Source organism: Streptomyces sp. B15 (genome assembly GCF_018070605.1).
In the GTDB taxonomy this organism is placed as follows: domain Bacteria; phylum Actinomycetota; class Actinomycetes; order Streptomycetales; family Streptomycetaceae; genus Streptomyces; species Streptomyces smyrnaeus.
The window spans coordinates 16,683-30,229 of the sequence record NZ_JAGPXJ010000091.1 but is presented as its reverse complement, the minus strand read 5'-3'; the positions used below and the strand labels follow the sequence as shown (position 1 = coordinate 30,229).

11 protein-coding genes and 3 pseudogenes are annotated in these 13,547 nt (G+C 70.9%); 9 read left to right on the top strand and 5 right to left on the bottom strand.

Annotation, left to right across the window (positions count from 1 at the left end):
* Positions 1-418 (top strand): lasso peptide biosynthesis B2 protein (locus tag KBY19_RS29655; RefSeq protein WP_307843661.1); only part of this gene is annotated, 418 nt, incomplete at its 5' end.
* 127 nt (positions 419-545) lie between these two features.
* The gene (locus KBY19_RS29650; RefSeq protein ID WP_307843660.1) at positions 546-1,217 is read left to right on the top strand and encodes a hypothetical protein; all 672 of its coding nucleotides are present in this window, start codon (positions 546-548) and stop codon (positions 1,215-1,217) included.
* A gap of 144 nt (positions 1,218-1,361) precedes the next feature.
* Here the strand turns inward: KBY19_RS29650 and KBY19_RS29645 are convergent, their stop codons facing one another.
* Positions 1,362-2,795, bottom strand: a complete 1,434-nt coding sequence (locus tag KBY19_RS29645; protein WP_210967073.1) for an FG-GAP repeat protein — start codon at positions 2,793-2,795, stop codon at positions 1,362-1,364.
* A gap of 382 nt (positions 2,796-3,177) precedes the next feature.
* On the opposite strand from KBY19_RS29645, the gene KBY19_RS29640 reads away from it, so the two are divergent.
* The 3 genes from KBY19_RS29640 to KBY19_RS29630 all read left to right on the top strand — a co-directional run bounded on the left by KBY19_RS29640 (position 3,178) and on the right by KBY19_RS29630 (position 7,940).
* On the top strand, positions 3,178-4,413 hold the full coding sequence (locus tag KBY19_RS29640) for a glycosyltransferase (protein WP_210967072.1): 1,236 nt from the start codon (positions 3,178-3,180) through the stop codon (positions 4,411-4,413).
* 185 nt (positions 4,414-4,598) lie between these two features.
* Positions 4,599-6,953, top strand: a complete 2,355-nt coding sequence (locus KBY19_RS29635; protein ID WP_210967071.1) for a PI-PLC domain-containing protein — start codon at positions 4,599-4,601, stop codon at positions 6,951-6,953.
* A 318-nt stretch (positions 6,954-7,271) separates the two neighbouring features.
* Complete coding sequence (locus KBY19_RS29630) at positions 7,272-7,940, top strand: lytic polysaccharide monooxygenase (RefSeq protein WP_210956911.1); 669 nt, start codon at positions 7,272-7,274, stop codon at positions 7,938-7,940.
* Positions 7,941-8,052: 112 nt separating this feature from the next.
* Here the strand turns inward: KBY19_RS29630 and KBY19_RS29625 are convergent, their stop codons facing one another.
* Positions 8,053-8,490: a hypothetical protein gene (locus tag KBY19_RS29625; protein ID WP_247691557.1), complete on the bottom strand. Its 438-nt coding sequence runs from the start codon at positions 8,488-8,490 to the stop codon at positions 8,053-8,055.
* A gap of 202 nt (positions 8,491-8,692) precedes the next feature.
* On the opposite strand from KBY19_RS29625, the pseudogene KBY19_RS36935 reads away from it, so the two are divergent.
* Positions 8,693-8,891: pseudogene (locus KBY19_RS36935) on the top strand (transposase); the annotation flags it as partial.
* Positions 8,892-8,950: 59 nt separating this feature from the next.
* Here the strand turns inward: KBY19_RS36935 and KBY19_RS29620 are convergent.
* Positions 8,951-9,886: a helix-turn-helix domain-containing protein gene (locus KBY19_RS29620; protein ID WP_099877406.1), complete on the bottom strand. Its 936-nt coding sequence runs from the start codon at positions 9,884-9,886 to the stop codon at positions 8,951-8,953.
* 127 nt (positions 9,887-10,013) lie between these two features.
* Here KBY19_RS29620 and KBY19_RS29615 point away from each other — a divergent pair, with 127 nt between their 5' ends.
* On the top strand, positions 10,014-11,057 hold the full coding sequence (locus KBY19_RS29615; RefSeq protein WP_180289538.1) for a trans-acting enoyl reductase family protein: 1,044 nt from the start codon (positions 10,014-10,016) through the stop codon (positions 11,055-11,057).
* 97 nt (positions 11,058-11,154) lie between these two features.
* Positions 11,155-11,310: pseudogene (locus KBY19_RS37645) on the top strand (TetR/AcrR family transcriptional regulator); the annotation flags it as partial.
* Positions 11,311-11,438: 128 nt separating this feature from the next.
* On the opposite strand, the pseudogene KBY19_RS29610 reads toward KBY19_RS37645, so the two are convergent.
* Both KBY19_RS29610 and KBY19_RS29605 read right to left on the bottom strand, forming a co-directional pair.
* Positions 11,439-11,621: pseudogene (locus KBY19_RS29610) on the bottom strand (transposase); the annotation flags it as partial.
* A 458-nt stretch (positions 11,622-12,079) separates the two neighbouring features.
* Positions 12,080-12,541 (bottom strand): GNAT family N-acetyltransferase, encoded by a 462-nt coding sequence (locus tag KBY19_RS29605; protein ID WP_099877400.1) that lies wholly within the window; start codon positions 12,539-12,541, stop codon positions 12,080-12,082.
* Between the two features lie 307 nt (positions 12,542-12,848).
* Between KBY19_RS29605 and KBY19_RS29600 the strand changes: the two genes are divergently transcribed.
* Positions 12,849-13,433, top strand: a complete 585-nt coding sequence (locus KBY19_RS29600; protein ID WP_247691556.1) for an SRPBCC family protein — start codon at positions 12,849-12,851, stop codon at positions 13,431-13,433.
* Positions 13,434-13,547 lie beyond the last annotated feature (114 nt).

Genomic DNA, 13,547 nt, shown 5'->3' with positions numbered 1-13,547 from the left:
GCGCCGTCGGCCACACCCGCTGGCAGCCGTCGCCGTGGCCCGGCTGCTGGCGCTGCTGCCCCCAGCACGGATCCGGTGGTTCCTCGAACATGCCCGGCGCGGCGCCGCGCCGGCCACCGTGGAGCAAGCACTCGCCGCCCGCCGAGACGTCGTCTCGGTGAGCCTTCGGTGCGCCGGGCAAGGCTGCCTGGAACGCTCCCTTGCGGCGGCCCTGCTCTGCCGCTGCCGGGGCACCTGGCCCACCTGGTGCACGGGGGTCCGCACCCATCCTTTCGCCGCCCACGCCTGGATCGAGGCCGAAGACCACCCGGTCGGTGAGCCCCACCTCAAGGGCCACTACCGTCTTCTGCTGAGCGTCCCGCCGCTGCCCTCCGCCCGGCGGGACACCTCCCCTCCCGAGGAGAAGCAGGGCAGCTGAAACGCGGGTCGCCATCCGTGGGGAGGAGACCGCGACCGTCCACCGGTGTGGCGGCCTGGCTAGGGTGTGCGTTCGAGAACGCGGGCAGCCTTCGACGCCGGACGCGTCCGGCGGATGAGGAGGAGCAGTGACGAACCACACCCCTGGCGGCACCGTCCGGCCGGGTCGTGTCGGTACGGGGGCCTGGTGGTCGACGGATGTGGTCCGGTGGCTGCTGTTCAGCCTGGTGTGTGCCGGGGGTTCGCTGGCGCTCTCCTGGCTCGTGCCTGTTGTGCCGTTGCCCGCCCCGGTGGGGGGAGTCACGTCGCTTCTCGCCTTCCTTCTCCTTCCGCTGGCGACGGTATTGGTACCGGTGTTCGTATTGCGGAGGGTGCCGCGCAAGAAGCGCAAGCTGGCGTGGCAGCTGATCGTCCCCCTCGTCGCGGGCGTCGCCATGGGCCTGGTCGGCAAGATCGCCGGTGAACAGGTCGCTCTCGCGGACCGGGGCCGATGGGCCGATGCCGTGGTCGTGGGCATGGAGGACAGCGGCAGCAACGAATGCGATCTGCGCACTGCCGACGGACGCGAGATCTCGCCCGCGCTCCTGGAGGGCGACGGCTGCGACGACTGGGTGACCAAGGGCGACGAGCTGCGCGTGCGGTACGACCCTGAAGGTGTGGCCGGCCCGACCGAGGACAGGAACAGCAGCTCGTACGGAGGTCTCCTCGCATCCCTCTTCGTGGCGGCCGTCGTGATGGGCACATGGGGCGGTGTGCGGCAGAACAAGTGGGACCGGGAATACGACGGGCGAGCGAACTGAGCACACGGGCCGAGTATTCCCGGACCCGCAGGGCGGACCCGGCAACGGTGGACACAGGGTGCCGCAGAGGCCGTGAGAGCACTGCCTGAGTGGCAGCCCGCGCCGACTGCGGGCCCCCTGCACGGCCGAGGGCCCGAAGTGCGGTCAGTGGTCGAAAACCTCGCCGAATTCGAGGCCGGCGTTCGCGGTGAAGCCGAAGTCGGCGCCGTTGAACGAGGTGATGTTGTGGGTCGTCAGTCCGCCTGAGCCGCCACGCAGCACCCAGACCGCTCCCGCGTCCGCCACCGTGCCGATGTCCTCGCCGGTTGCGGCGGTGAACAGGTCCGCTCTGCCGTTCTTGTCGATGTCGGCGAGATGCACACCCGCACCGAAGCGGTCGCCGGCCTCTCCGATACCGGGGACGCGGCTGGTCTCCTGGTGGAAGGTCTGCGCGCCGGAGGTGCTGACACCACTGGCGGAGCCCTTGAGGAGGACGATGGCACCGGCCTCGCTTCCCCGTACGACCTCGGTGGGGACGCCGACGGCGATGTCCGCGTAGCCGTCGCCGGTCACGTCGCGTACGGAGACGTCGGCGCCGAAGCCGTCACCGTTCTCACCGGTGCCGGGAACACCGGGGCTGTTCTGGTCGTGGATGTCAGGCTCCCGCCCGGTGTCGAGGCCGCCCGGCGCACCCCACCGGACCGTGACCGAGCCCGCCCCGCCACTGCTCACCGGCTCGCCGGTGACCAGGTCGGTCATGCCGTCCTTGTTGATGTCACCGGTCGCGACCGACCGCGCCTCGGTGTCACCGTCGGACAGGACCCGGTGGCTGTAGCCGATGTCTCCCGGGCCGCCGCGGAATGTGGCCAGATAGTCGCCGCCGCCGTCGCCGCGCTGTCCGTACAGCACGAAGTCGTTGGTGGACGTGCCCGCGAAGCGCCCCGCGGCAACGCCGTCCAGCTGGACGTCCTCGGGCAGGAAGTCGTCCTCCAGAGGCAGTGCCACGTCGCTGCCGTCGCCCTTGGGCGTCGACTCCGGGTACCACCAGAAGTGGCGTCCACTGACGACCTGGAGCTGTGCGGTGCCGTCGCCGTCGAGGTCACTGAAGGCGGCGCCCTGACCGAAGTTGCGGTCGTCGGCCGTGGGGGCGACGAGTGCCACGCCGCCGTCCGTCAGTCCCTTGGCGCCGCCCCAGACGATCGAAAGGCTGCCGTCCGGCTTGCCGTCGACCTTCTCGTGCGGGGCACCGACGACCAGGTCGGCGTAGCCGTCGTGGTTGACGTCGCCGCTGGTGACGTTCTCACCGAACTGGTCGCCCGGCTCAGCCGTGCCCGGCACGCCCGCGGAGTCCTGGGTGAGGCGCACTGAGCGGGACGGGGAGACGCCGGACGCCGACCCGAATGTCACCACCACAGCACCTGCCTTGCCGTTGGCCTCGGGAACCCCGATGGCCACATCGGTGTAGCCGTCGCCGTTGAAGTCGTCGCGCTGCCCCGAGGGCTCGGCGGCGGCCGGACCGGCCGCCGCGACGGGGACCAGGAGGCCGCCTGCGGCAAGGGCTGTCAGGGCCGCCGCTGTGACAAGTTTGCGGATACGCATACGGTCTTCGTCCTCTTCATCTGCTTCGTCTTCTTCGCTCTGCTGCCTGCTCGTGCTGCGTGTTGTGGTGCTGGTTCCGGGACTCAGACGGCCCGCCCCGCCGAATGGTTGTGCCCGCAGGGGCAGTCGGTCCGTCAGGCGGGTTCGGCTTCGAGGGCGTGTTCGGGCGGGCGGGCGAGCAGCCGGACGCCGACCAGGAGCGAGGTGGATGGGAACGCCGTCATTGCGTTCAACCGGAGCCACGACAAAGGAAAAGGCAAGGAGATCCCACTCCTTGCCACTCTCAACGTATAGCACCGCGGGGGGCTTGCGGCAAGGCCCTGGTCCTGCCGCAGCATTGTCGGCCCGAGCCGGAATCGGGCCGTAAATGGGGGGTTGCTGCATGCGTGTGGTGTTGACGACATGGGGTTCGCGCGGGGACGTCGAACCGGTGGCGGGGCTGGCGGTGCGGTTGCGGGAACTCGGCGCGGAGGTGCGGATGTGCGCGCCGCCGGACGAGGAGTTCGCTCAGCTGCTGGCCGGTGTCGGGGTACCGCTGGTGCCGCTCGGCCCGACGGTGCGCTCGGTGGTGACCGGTGAGAGGCCGCCGACGGAGCAGGATGCGTTCCGGCTTGCGGCCGAGCTGGTCGCGGCGCGGTTCGACACGCTCGGGAAGGCGGCCGAGGGATGTGACGCGCTGATGGCGACGGGCTTGCTGCCGGCAGGCGCGCGGGACGTCGCCGAAAAGCTCGGCATCCCCTACGTGTTCGCGTGCTTCCATCCGTTCGGGCTGCCGTCGCGGCATCTCCCTCCGGGGCGGAGGCCGGGCAAGCCGTCCCCGTCGGAGGAGACCGACCTCGAGGTGCTGTGGGAGCAGGACGCCCAACGTGTGAACGCCTTGTACGGCGAGGCGCTCAACAGCCATCGGGCGGCGATCGGCCTGCCACCGGTGGACAACGTCCGTGACCACGTCCTCACCGACCGGCCGTGGCTGGCGGCAGACCCGGCACTGGGCCCGTGGCAGGAGATGACGTATCTCGACCTCCTGCAGACCGGGGCGTGGATCCTTCCGGACGAACGGCCCCTCCCAAGAGAGCTGGTGGAGTTCCTGGACGCTGGTGAACCGCCCGTTCACGTGGGGTTCGGCAGCATGGCCATGCACGCCTCGACGGACATCGCCCGGGTGGCCGTCGAGGCGGTCCGGACGCACGGTCGCCGCGTGCTCGTCGCCCGGGGCTGGGCCGGGCTGACCCCGATCGACAACAGGGACGACTGCTTCGTCGTGGGCGAGGTCAACCATCAGGCGCTGTTCGGCAGGGTGGCCGCCGTCGTGCACCACGGCGGCGCCGGCACCACGACGACGGCCGCCCGGGCCGGCGTGCCCCAGGTGGTGATACCCCAGATCGCGGACCAGCCGCACTGGGCCGCCCGGGTGGCCGAACTCGGCATCGGCGCGGCACATGACGGCCCGACGCCGACGGTCGACTCCCTGTCGGCCGCACTCACCATGGCGCTGAACCCCGGGACCCGGGCAAGGGCGAGAGCCGTGGCCGGGTCGATCCGCGGCGACGGAGCGACGGTGGCCGCGAAACTGCTGTTCGACATGGTCAGCGGGGACAGGCCACCCGTGTCCGGGTGAGCGCCGCACCGGTTCCGCGCGCCAGGGTCCCTGGTACGGCCGTTCGCCGGCGCCCTCTAGCCTGGTGGGAGTCGGTGTGCCGCCGCCCTCGAACGAGGCACGCCCGCCACACCACCCCGGACCGCGGGCCGGCCGCCGACCGGCGCACCGACCGACACGAACTGCACACGACCACGGGAGTACGGGTGTCACGGAACACGAACGACGGTGTCCCTGACCCGGAACGCGAGGAACCACGGCACGAGGAACCGCAGCGCGAGGACCCGCGACGCGCGGAACCGCAGCGCGAGGACGGCGGGCCGGAGCCCGTGTCCGGCCCGCCGGACGTCCCCTCCCGCCACCCCACCTGGACCCGATCGCGGTGGGTCCGTCTGGTGCGCCCCGTGGCGGCGGTACTGGCGGCCCTGTGCGTAACGGTGCTGGCGACGATCGGTACGTTGCGCAACACGGTCCTGGACCGTGGTTTCTACCAGCACGTACTGGACGACGAGCGGGCGTACCACCGGCTCTACGACGAGGTGCTCGTCTCCCCGGAGGCCCAGCCGGTCACGCGGAGCCTGCTGGCCCGTCTCCCGGTGCCGGAGTCGGTGGTGACGGCGAATCTGAAGACGGTGCTGCCGCCCGCGACCGTACGGGAGCTCACCGATGAGCAGATCGGAGCCGTCACCCGCTACCTCCGGGGTGAGACGGACACCCTTGCCGTCTCGGTCGACCTCACCCCCGTACTGGCGAACGTGGACAAACTCACGGAGGTGTACCTCGGCGGTCTGGTCTCCCAGGCGCAGGGCCGGGAGAAGGCCGACCTTTCGGTAGCGGTCAAGCGCATCGAGGAGGCGGTGGACGATGTCGCTGCCGGACGGCGCCCCGCGGATCTTCCTACCGTCGACCTGAGCGACCGGGCCGTGAAGGACGTCGCCAGGCTGCTGCTGTCCGGCGTCCCCAAGGACGAACGCGCGGCGCTCAGACCGCAGGTCGAGGGGGCCCTCGCGGTGGGTGACGTGGCGACGGCGCTGGCTGCGGTCGGACCGCAGCTGATCGGCGGACGAGCGGGCGCCGGCGCCGAGGAGGGCGAACAGGAGCTGCTGCGCATCACCGAGGGCGGCCGGTGGAATGTCGTGGAGGACCTGGAGAGCACCGGTGTGCGCACCGGGGCCCTGGAGTACGCCCGTGGCATCACCCGGCTCGCCCTGGGATGGGTCTACAGCCTCGCCGTGATCGTCGGCGCCGCTTCCTTCGCGTTTCTGTGGCTCACCGGACCGCGCCGCCGGTTGAGGAGGCTGCGCGCCGTCGGCTGGAGCCTCGCCGCGGGCGGCGTGCTGACGGCCGCCTTCTTCCGGATCGTCCAGTGGGAGGCGGACGGCCTGTGGGGGAGGGCGCCCGGCTCCTGGCCGCCGGCCCTCGCCGCCCTGGCGGAGGACCTGGAGCGCACCGCCCTGCAGACTCTCACCACCGCGGGCGTCTCGGCCGCACTCACCCCGCTGGCCTTCGGGCTGTTCCTGGTGGCTCTCTCCTTCGTGCGACGGCGGCCGAGGGCGGCGCGGTCGCTGACGGCCAAGGGCCGTACCAAGCTGCTGGCCGGCATGTCGGCGGTCACCACCACCGCTGTCGTGCTGGGCGTCACCTTCGTCCCGGCGGCCGCGAGCGGTTCGGAGGAGACCTACTGCAACGGCTCCGCCCAGTTGTGCGAGCTGCGCTACGACCAGGCCGCCTACGTCGCCACCCACAACGCGATGTCGACGACCGCCGACCGCTTCATCAGCCCGCTCCAGGACGGTGACATCACCGCACAGCTCGACAACGGCGCCCGGGCGCTGCTGGTGGACACCCATACCTGGGAGCGGCCCGACCAGATAGCGCAGCGGCTGAAGGTGTCCGAGTTCGCGCCGGAGATGAGGGAGCGGATCACGGGCCTGATCGACAAGGCGCAGCCGTCGCGGCCAGGGCTGTGGCTGTGCCACGCCGTCTGCCGGGGCGGGGCGATTCCGCTCGTCGAGACGCTGCGTGACATCGGGACCTGGCTCGACGAGCACCCGGGCGAGGTCGTGACGCTGATCGTCCAGGACGGGATCTCCGGCGAGCAGACCAGGGCCGCGTTCCGGAAAGCCGGTCTGGACCGTCTGCTGTACACCCCCGACGACGACCCGAAGGCGCAGTGGCCGACGCTGGGGAAGATGGTCGAGGACAACAAGCGCCTGGTCGTCTTCGCCGAGCACGCCGACGGCCCGGCCCCCTGGTACCGCAACTTCTACCGGTACGGCATGGAGACGCCCTACGCCTTCTCCACCCCGGAGGAGATGACCTGCGAGCCCAACCGCGGCGGGACCGGGAAGCGGCTCTTCCTGATGAACCACTTCGTCACCAGCGGCGGGGGCAGCAGGATCGACGCGAGGGAGGTCAACGCGAAGGACTTCGTCGTGGACCGCGCCCAAAGGTGCGAGGCCGCACGCGGCCACCCGGTGAACTTCGTCGCCGTGGACTTCGCCAACCTCGGTGACGCCGCGGCGGCCGTGGACACGCTCAACGCCGCTCGGAACCCCTGAGAGCGCTGACGCGCCCGCATCGTCGACCCGGGTCGCTCCACAAGTCCGAGCTGAGCCGGGCCGAACGTGCGGGAGCGCTCCCGCACGTGAGGGCCGACCATCCGGATCTCCGGCGCGCCCGCCGCTCGGTCAGGGGCGCGGGGACGAGGGGCGCCGTGCTCAGGCGGTGGCCTGAATTGTGGTCGGTCCGACTCCGGTGGGTTTTACGGCGATGACATCGGGGCAACCAAACTGTTGCACCGTCAGATGGGAGCGCTCCCAAACCGGAGGGAGCGCTCCCGGTCCCGGAACCTCGTCTCGGAGGACGGAGATCACGACATGCAATCCCATGTATTAGGCAGCTCCCCCCGCCATGCAGTGCGCGCAGTGGTCCTACTGGCCGCCGCCATGCTGTTCCTGCTCCCTTGGGCGCAGGGCGCATCCGCCCACGGCTCGGTCGTCGACCCGGCGTCCCGCAACTACGGCTGCTGGGAACGGTGGGGCGACGACCATCTGAACCCGGACATGGCCACGGAAGACCCCATGTGCTGGCAGGCGTGGCAGGACGACCCCAACGCCATGTGGAACTGGAACGGCCTCTACCGCAACGGGGTCGGCGGCGATCACCAGGGCGCCATCCCGGACGGCCAGCTGTGCAGCGGTGGACAGACGGAGGGAGGCCGCTACAACTCCCTGGACGCCGTGGGTGCGTGGAAGACCACGGATGTGACGGACGACTTCACCGTGGAGCTGTACGACCAGGCCAGCCACGGCGCGGACTACTTCCAGGTGTACGTCACCAAGCAGGGCTTCGACCCCACCACGCAGGCCATCGGCTGGGACGATCTGGAACTCGTCGCGGAGACGGGCAGCTACGCGCCTGCCAACACCTACTCGATCCCGGTCAGCACGTCCGGCTACGACGGCCGCCATGTCGTCTACACGATCTGGAAGGCCTCACACATGGATCAGACGTACTACCTGTGCAGTGACGTGAACTTCGGCTGACCGTCGAACACCAACGTGTTCTCACCGGAACGCGTCGCTCAGCGCGGGCAGTCGGCCGTGAGAAGGCCGGCTGCCCGCACCCCTTTCGATCCCTGCTCCGGACCCGAGTCCGTCACCGCACCTCTCCCCGCAGCACATCACTGCCCCACGCCGTCAGCCGTTCGGCGAGCTCACCGTCCCCGTTCAGCACATGAGTGCTGAACGCGTTCCGCTCGTGCGCCAGCACGGCTGCCTCCCACACGCACGGGGCCAGGCCCTGCCGCCCCGGCCGCAGCTGAGCGGGGGCCCCGGCCGGACCGGTGAACACCGCCAGATCCGACATGTACCCCTCGATCCAGGTGTGGACGAGGACGTAGTCGCCGTCGCCCCCGGCATGCACCAGCAGCACGGCGAGCCCGAGAGAACCGCGTGCGCCGCCCGCCGCCAAGTGGTCCGCGGCAAGCCGCAGCGCCGCGGACTTCTCCCGCTCGGCCACCGTGCGTCCGGGCGCCTCGATCGCGTACACCTTCACCAGGTGCCCCGCTGTCTCCTGTGTGCCCAGCGGACTCACGGCACGGGAGTGGTACCGGCGCCGAGCGTGAGTAGTTCACCGGCGGTCACGGACCCCGGCAGCCGTCCCGGCGACATCTCAACGAGTTCGGCCATACGAGCATTCTCAACGGCGCCCCGTCCGGCCGGGGCCACCGGCCCTTGCCCCAGGAGGAGCCGGCAGGAGGCCTCTGCGGTCCCATGACCGTTGTGGAAGCGGCTCGTTGGGCACGCCATGGGGAAGGGGCCGGGTGGTGTCGGACGATCCATGGGAGCGGATCGAGCCGCTGTTGCCGGTCCGTGAGCGCCGCCGGGCGGCTTCCGCTCGATGACCGGCGGTGCCTTCCAGGCATCCTTTTCGAGCTGCACACGCGGATCCAGTGGGAGTGGCCGCTGCCGCAGGAGTTGGGCTTGGCTTCGGGCCGGGGATGCATGCGGTCCTCCGGCGGCAGTCACCAGGGCCGGCCCTTGCGCACCGAGTCCTAAGGGCGGAAGGTGCGGCGGTAGGTGTCGGGTGGGACGCCGACGCTGCGGTGGAAGTGGCGGCGCAGGGTGGTGGCGGTGCCCATTCCGGTGGCCGCGGCGATGGTGTCCACGGTGGCGTTGGTGGTCTCCAGCAGTTCCTGGGCGTGGCGGATGCGCTGGGTGTGGAGCCATCGCAGTGGCGTGGTGCCGGTGAGGTGTTTGAAGTAGCGGCTGAGGTGGCGTGAGCTCATGCGGGCCTGGCGGGCCAGGTCCTCCACGGTGAGTGGTTGATCCAGCCGCTCCAGCGCCCAGGGGAAGAGCTCGTCCAGTGGGTGGTTGCCCGGGGCGGGGAGGGGGGTGGCGATGAACTGGGCCTGGCCGCCGTCGCGATGGGGTGGGATGACCAGACGGCGGGCGATCTTGTTGGCGTTCGCCGAGCCGTGGTCGAGGCGGACCAGGTGCAGGCACAGATCCATGGCGGCGGCCTTGCCCGCGGAGGTGAGGACGTCACCGTTGTCGACGTAGAGGACATCGGGATCGACGGTGGCCGCCGGGTGGCGCCGGGCGAGCTCCCTTGTGTGGGCCCAGTGTGTGGTGGCGCGCCTGCCGTCCAGCAGTCCTGCCGCGCCCAGGACGAAGGCGCCCGTGCACAGTGAGGCCACGCGGGCGCCCGCCTCGTGTGCGGCACGTACCGCCTCGATCAGCTCGGCGGGCGGTTCGCGGTCGGTGTCGGCCCAGCCGGGGACGATCACGGTGTCGGCGTGCGTGAGGTGGTCGAGTCCGTGGTCGGGTTCAAGGCGGAAGCGGTCGACGTCTACCGGACCGCTTCCACAGACGGAGAAGTCGTACCAGGGGCCCACGATGTGGGTGAGGTCCGCTCCGAAGATCTCGACGGCCACGGACAGTTCGTAGTGGAGCATGCCGTCGGTGACGGCAAGTGCGACAGCAGACATGTCCGAAACTGTACGTGCCATGTCGTTCCCGACAGTCGTGCGATGTGCTGCCGGGAGGACAGGGTGTGGGTGTCAGACCGCAGCGGTTCGACATCGCGGCGGGCATTCGAGTACACGGGAGAGTCTCATGGGGGCAGGTCAGCTGGTGGCGGTGTTCGGCGCGTACGGACACACCGGACGGTTCGTGGTCGCGGAGCTGGCCGCGCGTGGATTCGTCCCGGTGCTGTCCGGGCGCAACGCACAGACCTTGGAGGAACTGGCCCGCGAGCACCGGCTGGAGGCCAGGGTGGCCTCGGCCGAGGACCCGGCTTCGCTGGACCGGGCCCTGGTGGGGACGGCGGCGGTGATCAACTGCGCCGGCCCCTTCGCCTCGACCACCGGCCCGGTGATCGAGGCCGCGCTCCGCGCGGGTATCCCCTACCTGGACGTGGCCGCCGAGCTGGAGGCCAACCTCGACACCTTCGCCCACTACCGTGAGCGGGCCCGGGAGGCGGGAGCGGTGATCGTCCCGGCCATGGCCTTCTTCGGCGGCCTCGGCGACCTGCTGGCCACCGCGGCAATGGGCGACTGGACCGAGGCCGACGAGGCACATATCGCCTACGCACTCAGCAACTGGCACCCCACCGCCGGCACCCGGCTCTCGGGCGCGGTCTCCCGGGAGCGGCGCGGTGACCACCGCCTTCGCTACAGCGGCGGACAATGGGAGCACCGCACCGACGCCGCGCCCACCCTGGAGTGGACCTTCCCGGAACCGATGGGACCCCGGCAGGTGATCGGGGAGTTCACGATGGCGGACGTCGTCACCGTTCCCCAGCACCTGTCCATCCCCGACGTGACCACCTACATGAGCGCCGAAGCGGCCCGCGACGTCGCCGCTCCCCACACACCGGCCCCGACCGCCACCGACGAGAGCGGGCGCTCCGAGCAGACCTTCCTCGTCGACGTGGTCGTGCGCTCCGGCGGAGCCGAACGCCGGGCCACGGCCGGCGGGAAGGACATCTACGCCGTCACCGCGCCCCTCGTCGCCGAGGCCCTCGAGCGCGTCCTGACCGGCCGCACCAAGACCGTCGGCGTCGCCTCCGCCGGCGAGATCTTCGATGCCCCCGACTTCCTTCACGCACTCGCCCCGCATGTCACGCTGGACCTGCACCCGCAGATGCAGAACGCCTGACCCACGGGCTCGAACGCACCAAGGCATCACGACGTCCGCCGAACGACGGCACACCGATTTCACGCCCACAGGGTGTCGCCGTCAGGCGACCGACGCAGGCCGGGTCCGCGACGCGGTGGCCGAGGTGTGGTCGCGCCGGCGGGAGCAGTTGCGGGCGGACCTGACCGCGGCGGTGGAGAACGGTGAACTCCCCGCCGGGTTCGCCATCGACCAGGCACTGTTCGAGATGATCGCTGCCGGGCTGGCGCTGAGCCGGACCGGGGGGAGGGCTCGGAGCCTGCAGCGACAGGCGTCACCAGCAGAGGAGTGCGCGACCAAGGGTGAGGAAGGCCTCGTGGATGTCGTTGCGGTACGGGAGCCACGCCGCAATTCGGCCTCGGTCCACTCGGCCAGGCGTCGGCAGCACGTCATGCCCGAACCAAAGCCGAGTTCCTGAGGCAGACGTTCCCAGGCCATACCAGCATGCAGTACGAACAAGATGCCCTGGCACACCAGCCGATCCGGATGCCGATTCCGCCCCGGGTGAGGGGCCCGCCGCCCGACTTTGGGCAGCAGCGGCCTGATGTCCGAGCCCAGGGCACCGGACGCCCAGGGGCCGACCCGGCCCGCCGACCGCCGCGGGTGGCGAGCACGTCTTCTGTCCGGCAGGAGGCCCGTGCCCAGCAGGAGTCGAGTTCCGGTTGCGACAGGGAGTCGACGTGGTGAACCGACACGCTGGAGCCGTCCGCGACCGGCTTGGTCACCACCGGGGTCGGCCGCTACCAGCCGTTTCACGCCCTCCGGTACCTCGCCCGTACCGGGCCGCCACAGCACCCGCTTCACCACCGGCAGACCTGCCGCGCCCAGCACCGCCTGCGCCCGCCCCTTGTGCCACGCCGCCGCACACGCCGCGTTGTCCGCACCGGTGAACCGCAGACCGGCCATCTCCTTCACCCTCACCAGGCCGGCCGGCGCCCGCGGCGCAGGATCGGCCGGCTCGGCCTCGTACTTCGATGTATCGGCCTGTCAGCCCGGGTACCTGGTCAGGATGTCGGGCTCAGGAGCATCACGTGTTCGGGATCCGGCAGGGGCACGAAGCCGACCTTGGAGTAGACGCCGTGGGCGTCGAGAGTGGCGAGCAGGACACGCCTGAGCCGGTAAGGGGCAAGGTGGTCGCGAACAGCGCCGGCCAGCCGGGTGCCGAGTCCTTTGCCGCGGTGCGCGGGAGCGACGTAGACGTCGCAGAGCCAGGCGAAGGTGGCGCGGTCGGTCACCACGCGCGCGTAGGCGACCTGGGAGCCGGCGGAACCGGCGCTGTCGGTCCCGGAGCGGGAGACGTCGTAGAGCCCGAAGTTGAGGGAGCCGCGCACCGAGCGCTCGACCGTTTCCCGGCTGAGGCCCAGCGCCCAGTACGCGTCGGTCGAAAGCCAGTGATGCACCAGGTCGATGTCGAGACGGTCCGGGTCCGTGGAGAGCTCGTAGCCGTCTTTCCAGCAAGAGGTCATGACGAGGCAGCGTAGCGATGGTGGTTGGTCCTTCCAAGTGGATACTTGGCGGAACCAAGTAGGAAGAGCCGGTGTGAAGAGCTCGCGCGGGGCCGGCTCCGGCGTCCGCTCCTGCCGCGCTCGCCGTCGGCGTCACCGGCGCCCGGCTTCGGCCGAGCCCGTGTCACGACCGGTGCCGAGCGGCTGCGCACCAGCTCGCGGCAGCCTCCGACACAACTGAGCAAGGGCGAGCGCTCTTGCCGCACAGGGCGTGTGCGGAGCCCTAATGTCATGTCTGCAACCCCCCGACCTGGCCGGAGGAGGACAGATGACCGGAGCGCGTCCGATGCGAATCGCGCTGTGGGGCGCCGCGATCGGCGGTGCGGCCACCGCCGGCTATCTGGGGCTGGTCACCGCGGCACTGCCTGTCGACGTGGGCGTGGGACGCCGCTTCCGGCGACTGGGACCGCAGACCGTCGAGATCGCGGCGCCCAGGGACGCGGTCTTCGAGGTGGTCTCCGGGCCCTACCTGGGGCGCACTCCGAGGGCGATGCGGGAGAAGCTGAACGTCCTTGAGCGCGGAAGCGACCTGGTCCTGGCCGAACATTTCACTCCGATCGCGGGCGGGCGGCTGACGGCGGTGACGGTGGAGACGGTGCGCTTCACCCCGCCCGAGCGCATCGACTTCCGCCTCGTACGCGGCCCCGTCCCGCAGGTGACCGAGTCCTTCGTGCTGCACGAGACCGGATCCGGAACGCGCCTGGAGTACGAGGGGCGGATGGGTACGGACCTGTGGCGGCCAGGCCAGTGGTGGGGTGCGCAGGTGGCCGCACGGTGGGAGAGCACCGTGGCCGCGTCCCTGTCCGCGATCAGAGCCGAAGCGGAACGCCGGGCCCAGGGCGGGCGCCGGTGAAGAAGTGGTCGGCGTCGGCGTCAGTGTCGGCGCCGGCTGCCGAGCGCACGCTCCGGTCGGCCTCGACGCTGATCACTCTCATGCGGCACGCGCGTTGCCGTGACGGCGGCAGCG

Excerpts from the sequence above, each read along its gene's own strand:
- KBY19_RS29645 (WP_210967073.1), bottom strand. The coding sequence starts at position 2,795 with ATGCGTATCCGCAAACTTGTCACAGCGGCGGCCCTGACAGCCCTTGCC.
- KBY19_RS29640 (WP_210967072.1), top strand. The coding sequence starts at position 3,178 with ATGCGTGTGGTGTTGACGACATGGGGTTCGCGCGGGGACGTCGAACCG.
- KBY19_RS29630 (WP_210956911.1), top strand. The coding sequence starts at position 7,272 with ATGCAATCCCATGTATTAGGCAGCTCCCCCCGCCATGCAGTGCGCGCA.
- KBY19_RS29620 (WP_099877406.1), bottom strand. The coding sequence starts at position 9,886 with ATGTCTGCTGTCGCACTTGCCGTCACCGACGGCATGCTCCACTACGAA.
- KBY19_RS29615 (WP_180289538.1), top strand. The coding sequence starts at position 10,014 with ATGGGGGCAGGTCAGCTGGTGGCGGTGTTCGGCGCGTACGGACACACC.
- KBY19_RS29605 (WP_099877400.1), bottom strand. The coding sequence starts at position 12,541 with ATGACCTCTTGCTGGAAAGACGGCTACGAGCTCTCCACGGACCCGGAC.
- KBY19_RS29600 (WP_247691556.1), top strand. The coding sequence starts at position 12,849 with ATGACCGGAGCGCGTCCGATGCGAATCGCGCTGTGGGGCGCCGCGATC.